At 67.1% G+C, this 18,302-nt stretch carries 17 protein-coding genes and 1 tRNA gene; 14 read left to right on the top strand and 4 right to left on the bottom strand.

Annotated features, from left to right (window positions below; all coding sequences use genetic code 11):
- A partial coding sequence (locus EAH84_RS02675; protein WP_140867210.1) for an integrase core domain-containing protein occupies positions 1-234 on the top strand: 234 nt, incomplete at its 5' end.
- 700 nt (positions 235-934) lie between these two features.
- On the opposite strand, the gene EAH84_RS02670 is transcribed toward EAH84_RS02675, so the two are convergent.
- Positions 935-1,009 (bottom strand) — tRNA-Gly (locus EAH84_RS02670).
- Between the two features lie 148 nt (positions 1,010-1,157).
- Between EAH84_RS02670 and EAH84_RS02665 the strand changes: the two genes are divergently transcribed.
- From EAH84_RS02665 to EAH84_RS02640, 6 genes are read left to right on the top strand one after another with little or no spacing between them, the layout of a single operon-like run.
- Positions 1,158-1,928, top strand: coding sequence for a hypothetical protein (locus EAH84_RS02665; protein WP_140867207.1), 771 nt, complete (start codon positions 1,158-1,160; stop codon positions 1,926-1,928).
- Positions 1,810-3,372, top strand: a complete 1,563-nt coding sequence (locus EAH84_RS02660) for a DNA polymerase Y family protein (protein ID WP_241656415.1) — start codon at positions 1,810-1,812, stop codon at positions 3,370-3,372. Before EAH84_RS02665 ends, EAH84_RS02660 begins: the two co-directional genes overlap by 119 nt.
- Before the next feature lie 22 nt (positions 3,373-3,394).
- Positions 3,395-6,709, top strand: coding sequence for an error-prone DNA polymerase (locus EAH84_RS02655; RefSeq protein WP_140867204.1), 3,315 nt, complete (start codon positions 3,395-3,397; stop codon positions 6,707-6,709).
- Positions 6,710-6,769: 60 nt separating this feature from the next.
- Positions 6,770-7,663, top strand: coding sequence for a tetratricopeptide repeat protein (locus tag EAH84_RS02650; RefSeq protein WP_140867347.1), 894 nt, complete (start codon positions 6,770-6,772; stop codon positions 7,661-7,663).
- Positions 7,660-8,286 (top strand): LON peptidase substrate-binding domain-containing protein, encoded by a 627-nt coding sequence (locus EAH84_RS02645; protein WP_140867201.1) that lies wholly within the window; start codon positions 7,660-7,662, stop codon positions 8,284-8,286. Before EAH84_RS02650 ends, EAH84_RS02645 begins: the two co-directional genes overlap by 4 nt.
- 10 nt (positions 8,287-8,296) lie before the next feature.
- Complete coding sequence (locus EAH84_RS02640) at positions 8,297-8,470, top strand: Trm112 family protein (protein ID WP_140867198.1); 174 nt, start codon at positions 8,297-8,299, stop codon at positions 8,468-8,470.
- A 10-nt stretch (positions 8,471-8,480) separates the two neighbouring features.
- On the opposite strand, the gene EAH84_RS02635 is transcribed toward EAH84_RS02640, so the two are convergent.
- Positions 8,481-9,695, bottom strand: a complete 1,215-nt coding sequence (locus EAH84_RS02635; protein WP_140867195.1) for a UbiH/UbiF/VisC/COQ6 family ubiquinone biosynthesis hydroxylase — start codon at positions 9,693-9,695, stop codon at positions 8,481-8,483.
- 126 nt (positions 9,696-9,821) lie between these two features.
- Between EAH84_RS02635 and EAH84_RS02630 the strand changes: the two genes are divergently transcribed.
- The 5 genes from EAH84_RS02630 to EAH84_RS02610 all read left to right on the top strand — a co-directional run bounded on the left by EAH84_RS02630 (position 9,822) and on the right by EAH84_RS02610 (position 15,506).
- On the top strand, positions 9,822-12,134 hold the full coding sequence (locus EAH84_RS02630) for an FtsK/SpoIIIE family DNA translocase (RefSeq protein WP_140867193.1): 2,313 nt from the start codon (positions 9,822-9,824) through the stop codon (positions 12,132-12,134).
- A 100-nt stretch (positions 12,135-12,234) separates the two neighbouring features.
- Entirely contained in the window at positions 12,235-12,858 is a 624-nt protein-coding gene (locus tag EAH84_RS02625) for a LolA family protein (protein WP_140867190.1), read from the top strand.
- Positions 12,859-13,187: 329 nt separating this feature from the next.
- Positions 13,188-13,970, top strand: coding sequence for an exodeoxyribonuclease III (locus EAH84_RS02620; protein ID WP_140867188.1), 783 nt, complete (start codon positions 13,188-13,190; stop codon positions 13,968-13,970).
- On the top strand, positions 13,967-15,019 hold the full coding sequence (gene ribA, locus EAH84_RS02615) for a GTP cyclohydrolase II (RefSeq protein WP_140867186.1): 1,053 nt from the start codon (positions 13,967-13,969) through the stop codon (positions 15,017-15,019). Before EAH84_RS02620 ends, ribA begins: the two co-directional genes overlap by 4 nt.
- A gap of 16 nt (positions 15,020-15,035) precedes the next feature.
- Complete coding sequence (locus EAH84_RS02610) at positions 15,036-15,506, top strand: YdcF family protein (protein ID WP_161978312.1); 471 nt, start codon at positions 15,036-15,038, stop codon at positions 15,504-15,506.
- 17 nt (positions 15,507-15,523) lie between these two features.
- Here EAH84_RS02610 and EAH84_RS16500 read toward each other — a convergent pair whose 3' ends face one another.
- Positions 15,524-15,649: a hypothetical protein gene (locus EAH84_RS16500; RefSeq protein WP_277753711.1), complete on the bottom strand. Its 126-nt coding sequence runs from the start codon at positions 15,647-15,649 to the stop codon at positions 15,524-15,526.
- Positions 15,650-15,869: 220 nt separating this feature from the next.
- On the opposite strand from EAH84_RS16500, the gene EAH84_RS02605 reads away from it, so the two are divergent.
- The gene (locus EAH84_RS02605) at positions 15,870-16,391 is read left to right on the top strand and encodes a ferritin-like domain-containing protein (RefSeq protein WP_140867181.1); all 522 of its coding nucleotides are present in this window, start codon (positions 15,870-15,872) and stop codon (positions 16,389-16,391) included.
- Positions 16,392-16,483: 92 nt separating this feature from the next.
- Positions 16,484-16,834, top strand: a complete 351-nt coding sequence (locus EAH84_RS02600; RefSeq protein WP_140867179.1) for a hypothetical protein — start codon at positions 16,484-16,486, stop codon at positions 16,832-16,834.
- A 21-nt stretch (positions 16,835-16,855) separates the two neighbouring features.
- On the opposite strand, the gene EAH84_RS02595 is transcribed toward EAH84_RS02600, so the two are convergent.
- The gene (locus EAH84_RS02595; RefSeq protein ID WP_140867177.1) at positions 16,856-18,292 is read right to left on the bottom strand and encodes a S41 family peptidase; all 1,437 of its coding nucleotides are present in this window, start codon (positions 18,290-18,292) and stop codon (positions 16,856-16,858) included.
- Positions 18,293-18,302 lie beyond the last annotated feature (10 nt).

Below are 18,302 nucleotides of genomic sequence, written 5' to 3'. Positions count from 1 at the left end.
GCCATCAGTATGGACGGCAAGGGCTGCTGGCGCGACAACGTGTTCGTTGAGCGCCTTTGGCGCTCGGTGAAATACGAGGAGGTATATCTGCACGCCTACGCATCGGTCCCCGAGGCCCGCGCCGGCATCGGCCGATACTTCGCATTTTATAATGGCATCCGGCCGCACTCAGCTCTTGGCGGCCGCACGCCCGACCAGATATACTTCGACCAGCCGCTTCTCGCAGCGGCATGATCAACCAGCGGCGATCCACTTATCCAAGCCGCGAGCCTGTGCAGACGACCGGAGCCACCTCTGATGAGAAACTGGGGGACCCTCAAAAAACGTATGGCCCGCCCCGATGCGGCGCGAGGACCAACAGTCGCACGTCCGAGGCTTCGACAATCGGCTTGCCTGCATAGCCGAGCCGCGCGCGATGATCCCGACTTAGCAGCTAGACATAGCCGTATTTGAGGATTTCCACCGCCGCATAGAGCGGATTGTCGCTTCCTATCTTCAACTCCACGAAGTCGAATGAGGCGGGGCTGCGTCGATACACCAAATCAATTGCACGCCTTAGGTTCCCTCCCCGGCGATCATTCCGGATGCAATGGGGATCTGATTCGACCATTCCTCCCGATCCTGCAACCTTGCCGCGCTGACGACGGCTCGCTCCAACGTGACCTCAGGACTCGAATTGTGGACGGAATGATCGCACTTGGGACTGAACCACCGCCGACGCTTCGCATGATGGAAGCGATGTGGCCAAGAGCGCAAGTAGGCAATTTGCCGACGATAAAAATAGGGGTCCCCGTCCCCGCTCGTGTGTGAGCGCGGCAGCCAAGCACGTCACTCTATAGCTTTTCCCAGTGGCGACACAGTGGCGACATGGAAACGCCAATACCTATCGATTTTGCCCAATAGGGAATTAAGTTTATGGTTTCTTTCGAAAAACTGGAGCGGGCGAAGGGATTCGAACCCTCGACCCCAACCTTGGCAAGGTTGTGCTCTACCCCTGAGCTACGCCCGCTCGGCGCCGTGGCCCACCGCAAGCAGCGCGGGGGGCGGGTGAGGCGCGGCCACTAGCACCCACCCCCATGGTCCGCAAGCCCCATGGCTCCGCACAAGCCGCGATTCAGCGCTGGCGACTCTCTTACAAGAACATTACAAGAACATCGATGCGCGAGTCGTCCGCCCTGATCGAATCACTGCGCCGTGCCGCGCCCTTCGGCGTGTCCGCGGGCGCGCGTGATCCGGTCGAGGCGTGGTTGCGCCAGGGGTTGGCGCGCGCGCAGCTTCACGAACTCTATGCGCTCGACGCCCAGGACGCCGCCGCCGCGACCGGCTTCGCGGTGGCGCTCGCGATTGCGGCGGGGGCGCTGCCCTTGCTCTGGATCCGCACCGACGACGCTGAACGGCGACACGGACGGATCCTGGGGGCGGGACTGGTCGAGCTGGGCATGGCCCCCACGGCGCTGGTCATCGCGTCGGTCGCCGACGAGGCGGGGCTGTTGCGCGCCGCCGCCGACGCCGCGCGCTGCGCGGGGCTCGGCACGCTCGTCGTCGAAAGCCATGACCGCGCCCCGCGGATCGACCTCACCGCGACCCGGCGACTGATGCTGGCGGCGGAGGCATCGGGGGTGACGGTGCTGTTGCTGCGGCTGGGGGCCGAACCGACCCCGAGCGCGGCGACGACGCGCTGGGGAGTGACCGCGATCCCTTCGACCCCGCTACCGACCGACGCACCGGGGCATCCGAGCTTCGCGGTCGAATTGTTGCGCCGTCGCGGCGGCCCCGCGGGCGCGCGCTGGCGCGTAGAATGGAAGAGAGATGACCGTTATTTCGCCCCGATCGCCGATTCCGCGCCGCTATCTGGCGCTCGTCTTCCCGTGGCTGCCGATCGAGCGGCTGCGCGCCACCCGCGCGCACCTGTTCGTCGGGCGGGGTGACGCGCCGCTCGCGTTCACGCAGACCGCCGGGAACGCGGTGCGCATCGCCGCGGTCGATCTCGCGGCGGCGCAGCTTGGCCTCGTCCCCGGCCTGACGCTGGCCGATGCGCGCGCGCGCGTCCCCCAGCTCGATGTGTTCGCGAGCGACCCGCATGCCGATCTCGATTGGCTCGAACGGCTCGCCGACGGCTGCGCGCGTTATACCCCGACCGTCGCCCTTGCGCCGCCCGATGGGCTGATCCTCGACATCGCGGGGTGCGTCCATGAATTCGAGGGCGAACGCCCGCTCGCCGCGGATGTCGAGGCGCGGATGGCGCGGCGCGGGATCGCGGCGCGCCACGCGTTCGGCGACACGCCTGCGATCGCGCACGCGCTGGCGCGCTTCGCGGGGGCACCCGCCCCCGACGAGCGCCGCGCGATCCGACGCCTACCTGTCGCCGCGCTCGGGCTCGACGACGAAGCGAGCGTCGCGCTGACCCGTGCGGGGCTGAAGACCGTCGGCGATGTCATGGATCGCCCGCTCGCGGGAATCGCGGCGCGCTTCGGCGCGGGGGCGGTGACCGCGATCCGCCGGTTGTCGGGAGAAGCGAAGACGCCGGTAGTTGCGCGGCGCAACATCGCGCCGATCGCCGCCGAACGCCGCTTCGCCGAACCGATCGCGCACAGCGATGTTGCGCTTGCGGTGCTCGCCGAGCTGGCGGGCGAAGCGATCGAGACGCTCGAACGCCGCCACGAAGGCGGGCGACGGTGGGAAGTGCGGCTCTTTCGCACCGATGGTGCGGTCCAGTCGCTGCGGGTCGAGACCGGGCAGCCGACCCGCGACGTCGCGCTGCTGATGCGGCTGTTTCGCGAACGGATCGACTCGCTCGCCGATCCGCTCGATCCGGGATTCGGCTATGACCTGATCCGCCTCGATATCGCGCTCGCCGAGCGGCTCGACGCGACGCAGCTGAAGCTGGAGGGCGGGCAATCGCAGACCGCGGAGATGGCGGCGCTGGTCGATCAGCTGTCGACCCGGCTCGGCCGGTCGCGCATCCGCCGGTTCGCGCCGCGCGACCGCCATATCCCTGAACAGGCCGAGTTGATGCTGCCCGCGACCGCCGCCCCCGCGGTCGAGAGCTGGCCGACCCCCGAGCCCGGCGAGCCCCCGCTGCGCCCGATCCATCTGTTCGATCCCCCGCAGCGGATCGAATCGATGATGGCGGAGGTGCCCGACGGCCCCCCCCGCCGGTTCCGCTGGCGCCGCACCGTCCACGAGGTCGCGCGCGCGGAAGGACCCGAGCGGATCGCGGGCGAATGGTGGCGTCGGCATGACGCCCCAATCCCGACGCGCGACTATTTCCGCGTTGAGGACCAGCGCGGCCGCCGCTTCTGGATTTTTCGCCACGGCCTCTATTCGGAAACCGAGACCCCCGCCTGGTATCTCCACGGGCTGTTTGCGTGACCGACTTGCGCCGGATGGTCGCGTGACCGCGTTCGTCGAACTCGTCGCGGCGACCAACTATTCGTTCCTCCACGGCGCGTCGCACCCCAGCGACATGGTGGCGCAAGCGGTGGCGCTGGGGCACGCCGGGATCGGGATCGCCGACCGCAATACCGTCGCAGGCGTCGTGCGCGCCTACGATGCCTTGAAGCGCGCGCGGCTGGGGCTGCTCGGTGCCAAGCTCGCCCCGATCGACTTCCGCCTGCTCGTCGGCGCACGGCTCGTCTTCGCCGACGGCACGCCTGACATCGTCGCCTATCCCGCGACGCGCCACGGCTGGGGACGTCTCACCCGCCTGCTCACGCTCGGCAACCGCCGCAGTATCAAGAGCGGCTGCATCCTGGGGCTCGGCGACCTTGCGCGCCATGCCGACGACCTGCTTTTGATCGCGCTGCCCGCGTCCAGCGCCACCGCGGCGACTCCGCTCACGGACACCATCCTGCCGCCCCCGCGCGCCGACCCCAGCCTGGCTGCGACGCTCCACGCGCTCACCGACATCGCCCCCGGGCGGGTCTGGCTCGGGGTGACGATGCCGCATGCGGGCAAGGACCGCCGCCGCCTCGCCACGCTCGCGCAGCTCGGCCAGGACACCGGCGTACCACTGCTCGCGACCACCGATGCGCTCTACGCGCATCCCGACAGCCGCCCGCTTCACGATGTCGTCACCGCGATCCGCGAGGGCGTGACCGTCCAGCGCGCCGGTCGCCTGCTCGCCGCCAACGCCGAACGCCATCTCAAGCCCGCTGACGAAATGGCGCGGCTGTTCGCCGACTGGCCGCAGGCGGTCGCTGAGAGCCTGGCGCTGATCGAGCGGATCACCTTCACGCTCGACGATCTGCGCTACGAATATCCGCACGAGCCCGTCCCCCATGGCTGGGACCCGCAGGATTGGCTCGAACATCTCGTCTGGCAGGAGGCGCTCGAGCGTTACGACGACCGTGTCCCCGAGCGACTGCGCGCGTTACTCCACGAGGAACTGACGCTGATCCGCGAGCAGAACTACGCCTATTATTTCCTCACCGTCCACGACGTGGTGCAGTTCGCGCGCAGCTGCGATCCGCCGATCCTGTGCCAGGGGCGTGGCTCGGCGGCCAATTCGCTGGTCTGCTATTTGCTCAAGGTGACCTCGGTCGATCCGATCAAATACAACCTGCTCTTCTCGCGCTTCGTTTCCGCCGAACGCAAGGAGCCGCCCGATATCGACGTCGATTTCGAACACGAACGGCGCGAGGAGGTGATGCAGTACATCTACCGCCGCTACGGCCGCCATCGTGCCGCGATCGCGGCGACCGTCATCCATTACCGCCCCAAGAGTACGGTCCGCGAGGTCGGCAAGGCGCTGGGCCTGACCGAAGACGTGACCCAGCGCCTGACCAGCACCGTCTGGGGCAGCTTCGCCAGCCGCTTCGAGGACCAGCGGATGAAGGAAGCCGGGTTCGATCCCGCCAATCCCGAAATCGCGCGGCTGCAAAGCCTCGTCGGCCAATTGCTCGAATTTCCCCGCCACCTGTCGCAGCATGTCGGCGGCTTCGTCCTGACCGAGGGGCGGCTCGACGAGATGGTGCCGATCCACAACGCCGCGATGGCGGATCGCACCTTCATCGAATGGGACAAGGACGATATCGACTGCCTCGGGCTGATGAAGGTCGATATCCTCGCGCTCGGCATGCTGACGTGCATCCGCAAGGCGTTCGACCTGATGCGCTACCACGGGCTCGGCGACCATGCGCTGGACACCATCGCCAACGACGAGAGCCCCGCGGTCTACGACATGCTCTGCAAGGGCGACAGCATCGGCGTGTTCCAGGTCGAAAGCCGCGCGCAGATCAACATGCTGCCCCGGTTGAAACCGCGCGTACTCTACGATCTTGTCGTCCAGGTCGCGATCGTCCGGCCCGGCCCGATCGAGGGCGACATGGTCCATCCCTATCTACGTCGCCGCGCGGGCAAGGAACCGGTCGACTTTCCCTCGCCAAACTCGAAGTTCGGCCCGCCCGACGAGCTCCAGCAACTGCTCCGCTTCACCTATGGCGTGCCGCTGTTCCAGGAACAGGCGATGAAGCTCGCGATCGTCGCGGCGGGGTTCACCCCGGGCGAGGCGAACCAGTTGCGGCGCGCGATGGCGACGTTCCGCAACGTCGGCGGCATGGAGAATTTCGAGGCCAAGTTGGTCGGCGGCATGGTCCGCCGCGGCTATACCGAGGAGTTCGCACGGCGCTGCTTCAAGCAGATCGAGGGGTTCGGCAGCTATGGCTTCCCCGAAAGTCATGCGTTGAGCTTCGCGCGGCTCGTCTACGTGTCGTCGTGGCTCAAATGCTTCCATCCCGCGGTGTTCGGCGCCGCGATCCTCAATTCGCAGCCGATGGGCTTCTACGCCCCCGCGCAACTCGTCCGCGACGCGATCGAGCATGATGTCGATGTCCGCGCGATCGATGTGAATGCGAGCCGCTGGGACAATGACCTCGAGCCCGCTGGCGATCAACTCGCCATCCGCCTCGGCTTCCGCCAGATCGACGGGTTCCGCGAAGACTGGGCGACCGCGGTCGTCGCGCACGCTCCGCATGCCTCTATCGAGCGCCTCGCGCAGCACCTCCCGCCCCGCGCGATGCGATTGCTCGCCGATGCCGACGCGTTCCGCTCGATCGCCAAGGATCGCCGCAATGCGTTGTGGGATGTCCGCCGCACCCCGCCGCGCCAGCTCGCGCTGTTCGCAGCTGCCGACGCGCCCGAACTCGCCGCAGAACCCGATGCCGTGCTGCCCCCGATGCCGATGAGCGAACAGGTCGCCGCCGATTACCAGACGACGCGGCTGTCGTTGAAGGATCACCCGATGACCTTCCTGCGCTCCATCTTCGCCGCCGAGGGCATTCTGTCTTCGGCCGAGGTCGATCGCGCCAAGGACGGTGCCCGCGCCCGCGTCGCCGGGGTCGTGCTAGTCCGCCAGCGCCCCGGCAAGGGCAACGCGATTTTCGTCACGATCGAGGACGAGACCGGGGTCACCAATGGTTTGATGTGGGCACGCGATTTCGAGGACAACCGCCGCGCGGTGATGGCGGCGCGGCTGATGGTACTCGAAGGCGTCATCCAGCGCAGCGAAGAAGGCGTCGTCCACCTGATGGCCAAGCGCGCCTACGATCGCACCGACGAACTGCGCCGCCTGTCGTCGGATTATCAGGCCGAACCGCCGCTGTGCCCGGTCGACGAGGTCATCCGCCCCAAGCCGATCGCCAGCCGCGATCCGCGCGGCCACCACCCACGCGACGTTCGCGTGCTACCGAAATCGCGGGACTTCCATTAACCCGCGATCGCCCCCAAATAGGCGCGAACCAGACAGGAGTATATGTTGGCCACGTTAGGCATGTCCCCCGCCGAGAAGGAAGCGGTCGAGAATTTCCGGCGCGATGTCGTCGAACCCTCGATGACCAACCTCGTCATCATCGATTTCTGGGCCGAATGGTGCGGCCCGTGCAAGGCGCTAAGCCCGACGCTGGAGAAGGTCGCCGCCGACTATGCCGACAAAGGCGTGCTGCTCGCCAAGATCGACACCGACAAGAACCAGTTCATCGCCGCGCAATTCCAGATCAAGTCGATCCCGACGGTCTATGCGATGTTCCAGGGCCAGCTCGTCGCCGACATGACGAGCGCGCGCACCGAATCGCAGCTGCGCGTGATCCTCGACCAGTTGTTGAAGCAATTGCCGATCGAATCGCCTGCGGGTGAGGCCGCTGCCGACCTCGAACCGCTGCTCGCGATCGGCGAGGAGATTCTCGCCGCGGGCGGTCCCGATCGCGCGGTCGGGATTTTCGATCAGCTGATCGAGATGGCGCCCGACAACCCGCATGTCCTGTCGGGCCGCATTCGCGCGCTCGTCGCAGCGGGGCGGGACGAAGACGCGCAGGCCGCGATCGATGCGTTGCCCGAGGGACTGAAGGATGCGGGGATCGACCGCGCCAAGGCGACGCTCGCGCTGGCGCAATCCGCGGTCCCGGTCGAGGATCTGTCGGGATTGCAGGCCACGGTCGATGCCAACCCCGACGATCACGCCCAGCGCTTCACGCTCGCCAACGCGCAGATGGCGGCGGGGAACCGCGATGCCGCGGCGGACCACCTCCTCCACATCGTCGCCGCCGACCGCGATTGGGACGAGGGCGCGGCACGCGCCCAATTGCTCAAATTGTTCGAGGCGGTCGGGCTCGAAGATCCCTGGGTCTCCGCGCAGCGCCGCCGCCTGTCCGCGATCCTGTTCGGATGACCGAGACCACCCGCCTTTCGATCTTCCCGCTGCCCGGCGCGCTGCTTTTCCCCGGTATGCACCTGCCGATTCATATTTTCGAGCCAAGGTATCGCGCGATGGTGAGCGATGCGATGGCGCGCGACCGGCGGATCGGGATGATCCAGCCGCGGATGGAAATGGGCGGCGAGAGCGACCGTCCCCCGCTCTACGATCTCGGCTGCGTCGGGCGGATCGTCGAGGTCGAGGCGATGGACGATGGCCGCTACAATCTGATCCTGGAGGGCATCGCGCTGTTCCGCGTGGTCCGCGAACTCGACGCCGCGACCGCGTTTCGCCAGGTCGAGGCGGCGTTGCTGCCGGTGCCCGCCGACGAAACGCTCTCGCTCGGCCGCCGGTCGTCGCTCGAAATGGAATCGCGGCGCTTCGCCGATGCCCAGGGCTATGCGGTCGATTGGGACGCGGTCGAAAAGCTCGACGACGAAAGCCTGGTCAACGGCATCGCGCAGATCGCGCCGTTCGACGCCGCCGCGAAACAGGCGCTGCTCGAGGCCGAGGGGATCGAAGAGCGTGCCGAACTCATCATCCAATTGATGCAGTTCTTCGGCCGCCACGACGGCGAGGATCGGGTCACGCTCCAATGACGGCGCGCGCATGACGATCGATCCGTGGCTCCTCGGCAAGCTGGTCTGTCCGGTGACCCGCCAGCCGCTCCGCTACGACGTGGATCGCCACGAGCTGGTGTCGGAGGCCGCGGGGCTCGCGTACCCGGTTCGGGGTGGCGTGCCCGTGATGCTGGTCGAGGACGCGCGCACGCTCGATCGCTAGCGCGGCGGGGTCAGACCGCCATGCCCTGGAGCAGTTTGGGCAAATCGCCGCTCTCGCCGCGCGCTTCGGCCATGAAGCGTTCCTTGAGCGGCGGGATGCGATCGACCGCGCTGATCCCGAACCGGCGGACCGCGCTTGCGGTCTTGCCCGGAATCCCGAACAGCCGCGTCAGCGTGTCGGTCGCGGCGGCAACCATGAAGGTGTCGAGCGAGCGCCAGCGCTGGTAACGATCGAGCAGCGCGGCATCGCCCAGGTCGAGCCCGACACGTTTGCCCTCGACCAGCACCTCGGCCAGCGCAGCGACATCGCGGAACCCCAAATTCAGTCCCTGCCCCGCGATCGGATGGATCCCGTGCGCGCTATCGCCGACCAGCGCGAGCCGACGATCGGTAATCCGCGCGGCGTGGTGGAACCCGAGCGGATACGACGCGCGGGGACTCGCGCCCGACAATGTCCCGAGGAACCCGCCCATTCGCCGTTCGGCCTCGGCAAGGAACCCGCGGTCGCCCAGCTTGAGCATTCCCGCCGCATCGCGCGCCTTCACCGTCCACACGATCGCCGATCGATGCCCATCCGCATCGTCGGGCAACGGCAGCAGCGCAAACGGCCCCGCCGCATAGAAAATCTCGAACGCAGTGTTTTCGTGGTCTTCCTCGTGGTGGAATGCCCCGATGATCGCAGCGTGGTCATACTGCCAGCGCGCCACGGTGATTCCCGCGGCGGTGCGGGTCGGCGAATGGCGTCCCTCCGCCGCGACCAGCAGCGGCGCGCGAATCGTCTCGCCCGAATCGAGCACCGCGGTAACCCCGTGCTCGCCACGATCGACCGACACCGCCCGCGTCATCATCTTAAGGTCGACGTGCGGTGCCGCGCTCGCCGCCTCGAACAGCGCGGTCCGCAACAGCTTGTTTTCGTACATCGTGCCGAGCGCGTCGTCGTCGGCATCGGGAATGAAATCGAGTTTCCCCGGCTTCAGGCCGTCGCTCACCCTGATATGGCGAATCGTGCAGCCCTGCCCCGCCAAGCGGCTGCCGACCCCGATCGCATCGAGCATTCGCCCGCTCGCGCTCGCCACTGCGGAGGCGCGCCCGTCGAAGCCCGGCGCCAGGATCGTCGCCGGATCGGCGGGATCGACAACGGTCGCGGTCAGGCCGTGCGCATCGAGCGCCAGGGCCAGCGTCGAGCCGACCAGGCCGCCGCCCAGGATGATGACATCTGTGTCCATTCGGACTCTCTACGCGCGCGAAACGACGCTGCCAACGATCCTTGGCGCGGTGCGCCTTGACGGCGGAGTCGCCAGGGAGGATGATTCCGGAGAATTTTCGCTAAGGATGTCGAGGGAATCAGGGCAATGGCTAGCCGCGCGCAGGCCCGCGATACCGGGCTATGGCGGGAAACGGTGAAGGCCGGGGCGGTGCGCGGGGGCGCGCTGATCGCCGCGATCGCGCTGTTCCTTGCGACGCTCCTGATGGCGCTCGCGCTGGCGAGCTATCATGCCGCCGACGCCGCGCTCAACACCGCGGCCGGGGGCGCTATCCGCAACCTGATCGGCGCGCCCGGCGCGTGGTTCGCCGATATCGCGCTGTCGCTGCTCGGCCCGGTCGTCGCGCTGCTGCTGCCGATCGGGCCGATCGTCGCGCTCCGGCTCTGGCGCGACCAGCCCGCCGGAAGATGGGTGCGGATGCTCCGCGACGCCGCGATCGGCATCGCGCTGATCGCCACCGCGCTCGCGACGGTGTCGGACGCGGCGGTGCTCGCGTTGCCGGCGGGCTGGGGCGGCGCGATCGGGCTCGGCCTCGCACGCGTCGCCGCCTGGGCGCTCGCGTTCGCCAACCAACCCGCGGTGTCGCTGTGGGGAATGCGCGCGATCGGCCTGTCCGCGGGGATCGCGGGGATCATCATCTGGGCGCGCAGCCTCGAACTGGCGCTTGGCGAACGGCCGTGGCGCCGCCGTGCTGCGGTCTCCCCCGGCACCGCCTATGACGCCGCGGTCGCGCCCGACGACGAGCCGCTGACGCTGAACCGCAAGGCGGTCAGCATCCCCCGCGCGGTCGCCGCCCCCGATCCGCGTCCCGCCCCGGTGATAGCAGATCGCACGCTGGCGCCCTCGGTCGCCCGGACGAAGCCGACCCAGGCGCAACTCGATCTCGGCCACAGTTACAAGCTGCCGGGGCTCGACCTGCTCGCGCCGCCCCCGCCGATTCCCAAGGGCGCGGTCGACAAGGCCGCACTCGAACGCAACGCACGCCTGCTCGAAAACGTCCTCGACGATTTCAAGGTGAAGGGCTCGATCATCGAGGTTCGCCCCGGCCCCGTCGTCACGATGTACGAACTCGAACCAGAAAGCGGCATCAAGGCCAGCCGGGTGATCGCGCTCGCCGACGATATCGCGCGCAACATGTCTGCGATTTCCGCACGCGTCGCGACGATTCCCGGACGCACCGTGATCGGGATCGAACTGCCCAACGCCAAGCGCGAGACGGTGGCGCTCCACGAACTCGTCGCGAGCCAGACGTTCGAGGATCAATCGGCGCAGCTGCCGATCATCCTCGGCAAGAACATCGCGGGCGACCCCGTGATCGCCGATCTTGCGCCCATGCCACACCTGCTCGTCGCGGGCACCACCGGATCGGGCAAGTCGGTCGGCCTCAACTGCATGATTCTGTCGCTGCTGTATCGGCTGACCCCCGACCAGTGCCGAATGATCATGATCGATCCCAAGATGCTCGAACTGAGCATGTACGAGGATATCCCGCACCTGCTCTCTCCGGTCGTCACCGACCCCGCCAAGGCGGTGCGCGCGCTGAAATGGGCGGTCGAGCAGATGGAGGATCGCTACCGCCAGATGTCGTCGGTCGGTGTCCGCAGCCTCGCCGGATTCAACGACAAGGTCCGCGCCGCCAAGGCCAAGGGCCAGCGCCTCGGGCGCAAAGTACAGACCGGCTACAACCCCGACACCGGCCAGCCGATCTACGAAGAGGAGCCGCTCGACTACGAACCCCTGCCGCAGATCGTCGTCATCGTCGACGAGCTCGCCGACCTGATGATGACCGCGGGCAAGGAAGTCGAGTTCCTGATCCAGCGGCTCGCGCAAAAGGCGCGCGCAGCGGGGATCCACCTGATCATGGCGACCCAGCGTCCCTCGGTCGACGTCATCACCGGGGTCATCAAGGCGAACCTGCCGACCCGGATCAGCTTCCACGTCACCAGCAAGATCGATTCGCGCACGATTCTGGGCGAACAGGGCGCCGAACAGCTGCTCGGCAAGGGCGACATGCTCTACATGCCCGGCGGCAAGGGCATCGTCCGCGTTCACGGCCCATTCGTCAGCGACGACGAGGTTCGCGCGGTCGCCGATCATTGGCGATCGCAAGGACGGCCCGATTACATCAATTCGGTCACCGAAGAGCCCGAAGACGGCTTCACCCTCGAAGGCTCCCCGACCGGCGAGGATTCGGCCGAGGATCAGCAATACCGCAACGCGATCCAGCTGGTGTGTGAATCGCAGAAGGCATCGACCTCCTGGCTGCAGCGCCAATTGCGGATCGGCTACAATTCCGCGGCGCGGCTGATCGAGCGGATGGAAAAGGACGGTATCGTCGGTCGCCCCGACCACGTCGGGCGCCGCGAAGTGCTCCGCGATACCGACGGGCAGGCGATCTGACCCGTCGCGGTGGCACGCGGCTGAATCGAGCCGCTTCACGCGATCACGATAAACGCCTAGTTCAGCGGTCATTCAACGCGCCATCCGTATCAGGAGCCTTATGAACCCAACGCTATTCCGCGCGCTTGCCGCGCCCGCCATCATCGCCGCCGCTGCGGTGCCGCTCGCCGCATCCCCCGCGAGCGATCTCGCGGCGGTCCAGCAACACCTTCGGTCCATCAAGACGATGACCGCCGATTTCACCCAGACCGATCGCAACGGCAAGGTGCTGACCGGGGTGCTGACGCTGAAACAGCCTGGCAAGATCCGTTTCCAATATGAAAAGGGCGTACCGATCCTGATCGTCGCGGAGGGCGGTGCGCTGACCTTCATCGATTATTCGGTCAACCAGGTGCAGCGCTGGCCGATCAAGAATTCGCCGCTCGGCGTCCTGCTTGATCCCAGCCGCGACATTTCGCGCTATGCCAAGGTCATCCCGGGCTATGACGACCGCGTGATCTCGGTCGAGGCGAATGATCCCAAACACCCCGAATATGGCCGCATAACGCTCGTGTTCGCCCGCGATGCCGGCGCGCCGGCGGGGCTGATGCTGCAGGGCTGGGTCGCGCTCGATAGCCAGAACAACCGGACCACGATCCGGCTGGCGAAACAGCGCTATGGCGGCGCGGTCAGCGACGACATGTTCCGCTGGAATGACCCACGCAAGAAAGGTCCGCGGTCGTAACCGGCGACATCGCTACCTGAACGAATTGTCACGCGCTCATTCATCCGCGCGACAGGTTGGCGCCGCTAGAGACGGCGTTGCGGATGTGGGGCGTTCCGGGATTTTTCCCCCTGTTGCCCGGATGACCCATCTCCCGCCTGCGTGACGAACGCCAGGTCGGCCCTCGCTCCATGCCCCCGGAGCGGGGGCCTTTCGCGTAGGGCGCACGCGCCATCAGCGCGAGACGCCCAAGCGCGGCCAGCGTCGCATCAGCGACGTCTGACGACGCGGCTTCGCCGCGGCGCAGCGCAGAGGGTGACGAACCGCTTCGAACCCCCTATTTCCCTCCCGTGAAGATCGCTTCCTGGAACATCAACTCGGTCCGCTTCCGGATCGATATCGTCGCCCGCTTTCTGCGCGAGGCCGAACCCGACATCCTGTGTCTTCAAGAAACCAAGGTGGTCGATCAGGACTTCCCGTTCGACCCGTTCAAGAAGCTGGGCTATCGCCACAATGTGATCCACGGCCAGCGCATGCACCACGGCGTCGCGATCATCAGCCGGGTGCCGATCGCCGAAGACGACCGGTTCGACTGGCAGGCTAACCGCGAAGCGCGCCACGTCGGGGTAAAGCTCGCCAACGGCGTCCGGCTGGAAAACGTCTACGTCCCCGCGGGCGGCGACGTCCCCGATCGCGACGTGAACCCCAAATTCGGGCAGAAGCTCGATTTCGTCGAGCGGATGACGCGCTGGTCGGCGGGGCTCGATGGCCCGACGATCCTGACCGGGGATTTCAACATCGCGCCGCTGCCGTCCGACGTGTGGGGTCATAAACAACTGCTCGGCGTCGTCAGCCATACCCCGATCGAGGTCGACGCGCTCGATCAGCTTCAGGCGGCGAACGACTGGGTCGATCTCGGGCGGCATTTCCACCCCGCCCCCGCGCGGCTCCACACGTGGTGGAGCTATCGCGCCAAGGATTGGGCGGCCTCCGATCGCGGGCGGCGGCTCGATCACATGTGGGCGACCCGCGATGTCGCCGCCGCCGCGACCGCGCACCGGGTACACGAGGATTGCCGGAGCTGGCTCAAACCCTCCGACCATGTCCCGATCGTCACCGAGTTCGATTTTTGAACGAACCGGACCCCCGTGCGGCCGCGCGCGCGATCGACGCGCTGCGCCGCGGCTGGGCAATCGCGATCGGCGGCCTGACGCTGCTGCCCGTCGAAACCGCGGATGCGACACGCCTTGCAGCGTTCGATCCGCACGCGGTCGCGCCGGTGCTGATTAGTTCCGGCCGCGCCGCAACGCTGAAGCTCGTCAACCAGATCGAGGCCGCCGAACCCGACGCCCCGGTGCTGGTCGATCGCGCGCCGTGGATCGACTTTCCTGCCGCGACTGCGCTCGCCGACGCGCAATTCGACCTCGCGACCCCGTTGAAAGGCCCGTTTCGCACGATCGCGGTGCCCGATCGCACCGCCGCCGCCGCCGCGCTCCGGTTGGCGCGGATCGCGGGGCTGCTCCCCGCTTTCTTCATCGGCGCCGGCCCGGTCGAAGACACCATCACGATCGCCGACATCGACGCGCATGAAGATGCGACCCGGCTGACGCTGGCAACGCGCGCGCGGCTGCCCGTCGCGGGGGCGGAGGATACCGAGATCGTCGCATTCCGCTCGCCCGAAAGCGCCGACGACCATGTCGCGCTGCTGATCGGTCAGCCCAATGGGACGCCCCCGCTCGTTCGGCTGCACAGCGAATGCCTGACCGGTGACGTCTTCGGCAGCCTGAAATGCGATTGCGGCCCGCAGCTCCACGCGGCGATCCGCGCGATCCGGGCCAGCGGTTGGGGCATCCTGATCTATCTTCGTCAGGAGGGGCGCGGGATCGGGCTCGTGAACAAATTGCGCGCCTATGCGCTGCAGGACCAGGGGTTCGACACCGTCGATGCGAATATCCGGCTCGGCTTCGCGGTCGATGCGCGCGATTTCGGGGTGGCGGCGCGGATGCTCGAGCTGCTCGGGCAACGCCGGGTCCGGCTGCTCACCAACAATCCCGCCAAGGTCGCGGGGCTCGAGGCAGCGGGGGTAAGCGTCGTGGAACGGATCGCGCACGCGCTCCCGACCAACCCGCACAACGCGCGCTATCTCGCAACCAAGCGCGATCGAACCGGCCATCAGCTCTGAACGTCCGCTGATCGTCGTGTTCGGCGCCGCGGTGCGCGCCGACGACACGCCGAGCCCCGCGCTCGCGCACCGGATCGCGAGCGCGGTCGCGGCCTCGCGGCTGTATCCCGACGCGGCGCTGCTCTGCACCGGCGCGGTCGGGCGCCACGGCGCGTCCGAAGCATCGGTGATGGGGCGGCTGATCGGCACCGTGATCGACGACGCCCGGCTCCATCTCGACGAAACCAGTAGCGACACGCTGCAATCGGTTCGCGCCGCCGCTGCGTTCATGCGCGCCAACGGCTTTGACGTCGCGATCGCGTGCACCGATCGCTATCATCAGCCGCGTGTCAGGATGCTGTTCGCGCTCGCGGGCGTGCGGAGCCGAGGGCTCGCGATGCCGCACGTCGGCAGCGGCGCGTATCTGCGCCGGATGCGGCTGCGCGAGGCGATCGCGATCCCCTATGATCTCATCGCCGGAATCGCGCAGCTAAGACGGCGGCGCTAACCAGACCCCGACCGCGATCAGCTGTTCAGGTTCACCATCGCGACCGGCTTGTCCTTGGTCGATGCGTTGGCAGCGATCGTCTTGGTCTTTTCGGCCTTGGGCTTGCGAACTTCCTTGTTCGATTTCTTCTGGCTCTTCGCCATGATCGGTTCCCATCGGGGCGAGAGGCCCCGCGCGCATCATAGCGCGGCCGGCGTGCGGGGTCCCTATCAAATCGATCGACCCGCGCCGCGTGACCGCGTCACCTCGCTCCCGATCAGTCGCATGGGCGTGAACCGATCGCCGCGTTCGTCCGTTGAGCCAACGGGCCGGGCGCTTTCCCCCTTTTGCACCCGGCTCACCCTTTACCGATGGAGACGAATCATGGGCCTGTTCAGCAAAGATATCGAAACCTTCGACGACCTGTTCCTACACCAGCTTCAAGACGTGTATTACGCCGAAAACCAGATCATCAAGGCGCTGCCCAAGATGGTCGACAAGGCGACCGACATCGGGCTGAAGCAGGGCTTCCAGATCCATTTCAAGGAAACCGAGGGCCAGATCGCGCGGCTCAAGCGGATTTTCGACATGATGGGCGAGAAGGCGAAAGCGGTCACCTGCCCCGCGATCGACGGCATCATCAAGGAAGCCAACGACGTCGCGGGCGAGATCGCCGACAAGGCGGTGCTCGACGCCGCGCTGATCGCGTCGGCGCAGGCGGTCGAGCATTACGAGATCACGCGCTATGGCACGCTGGTCACCTGGGCTAATCAGCTCGGTCGCGCCGATGTCGCCGCGATCCTCCAGCAAACCCTCGACGAGGAATATGCCACGGACGACAAGCTGACCAAGATGGCCAAGTCGAAGGTGAACGCAAAGGCCGAGGCGGTCCAAGAACCCGCTTGACCGCTAGGGGGATGACGCCCGGTGGATGACGAGCGCCACCCGGCTTGTCGCGGGCTATGATGGCCCGCGACAATTTCGACAGGATATGAATGATGACTCGCTTCGCCACTCTCCTCTGCACCGCCGCGCTGTTCGGCCTTGCCGCCTGCGATTCCAGTAAGGCCGGCAACGCGCCCGCGCCCGACGCGGCCTCGACGTCCAACTATCTCGACAAATTGGAATCGCTGCCCGGTCGCCAACGCGACGGGGTGTTCCTGCGCGCGATCCGCGACTCGGGGCAGGATTGCCAGGGGGTGACCACCTCGCAGCGCACCGAAACCCCCGACGGCAAACCCGCCTGGACCGCGACCTGCACCGACGGCACGATCTGGATTCTGGTGCTGGGTGCGAACGGCGTCATGACCGTGACGAATGCTGCGATCGCCCAAGACGCCCGCCGCTGACGCCCCCGAGCGCCGCAATCGCTAGAACAGCCCGGGCGTCTCGCGCTGTGCGGTCGTGGGATGCTCGGGGGTCAGCAACTGCCGCTTGCCGGTCGTAAGCGCCGACGCCGACACCGGACTCGCGGGAATCGGCGTGCAGCTTTTGCCCTCGAGATAGTCGAGCGCGGTCCGGGTCGACGCTTCGCGCGGATCGCCGAGCGGATAGAAGACATCGTCGCCCGCCTGGCAACTGGCCTCTACCTTGCCTGCCAGCCCGTCGTAATAATCGCCCTGGCGCGCCGAATTCTGCGTCGCGAGCGCGATCACGCGCAGCCGATCGTCGCACGCGGGCTTGTCGAGCGCGATCTGGCCGACCGGCTTGCCGAACGTGTTGGTGCCGATCAGCGCGGCATTGGCGTGGAAATAGGGGATCGCGGCGTTGATCACGAGTTCGCTTGCCGACGCGGTGCCGCCGGTACCGATGAACGCGATCTTGGTAGGCGCGATCGATTGTGGCTGGGGCATGAAAAAGCGCGTCGTGTTGTTCGCCGCCTTCTCGGGACGGAAAACGGTATAATCGACCACCTGCGCGGTCGATCGCGCGTTGCCGAGCAGGTCACTGAACAGTTCGGAGATCGAGATCAGCCCCCCGCCATTATAGCGCAGATCGATGATGACGTTGGTGACGCCCGCCGCCTTGAACGTCGCAAACGCGCTGCGCAGCGCGGGGTCCGCGGTCGAGATGAAGGTGCGCAGGTTGACGTACCCGACCTTGATCCCGCCATCGTCGATGATCTTCGCGCCATAGCGGCTCGATACCGGGGTCAGGTCATAGTCCGCCTTGACGACGGTGACGTCCTTGGTGACCCCCGCGGTCGTGACCCGCAGCACCCGCGACGTGCCCGCGGTATTGGGGCCGAGCGCGTCGGTGACGCCACCCGGCCCGCTGGACGCGATGATCTGGCTGACGGGGACGAGGTTCGCGGTGCTGGTGCCGATCGCGACGATCTCGGTCCCCCGATCGATCCCGGCGGCGAGCGCCGGTGCGTTCTCGAACGCCTCCGCGACGATCACCCGCTGCGCCGCGACGTCATAGGCGAGCCGGACGCCAAAACCGGCGCTCGACCCCGACGTATAATAGGCATCCTCGCCCGCGATCGAGGTCAGATAGGTGAAGAACCGATCCTTGCGCTGGCTCCGCGCGGCCGCGGTGAGATGATCGATGTAATCCTGGACGGTCGCATACGGGCTGGGATCGAACACCGTGGGCAGCGTGTCAGGGAACAGATACCATTCACGCAGCTGCGATGCCGCCCAATCCTGGCGTTCGCGCAACGAACAGCCGGAGGTCGAGGTGGGCGTCGGCGTGGCGGTACCCGTCGACGGCCCGCCGAACGTTCCGCTCGACCCACCGGATCCGCCGCACCCCGCGAGCAGCGCCGCGATGGATACCAAGCTTGCGAATATACGCTGTTTCATACGCAACCCT

Source organism: Sphingomonas oligophenolica (assembly GCF_006438955.1).
GTDB classification, from domain to species: domain Bacteria; phylum Pseudomonadota; class Alphaproteobacteria; order Sphingomonadales; family Sphingomonadaceae; genus Sphingomonas; species Sphingomonas oligophenolica_A.
The sequence above is the reverse complement of the archived record's forward strand: the minus strand, read 5'-3'. Positions and strand labels throughout refer to the sequence as shown.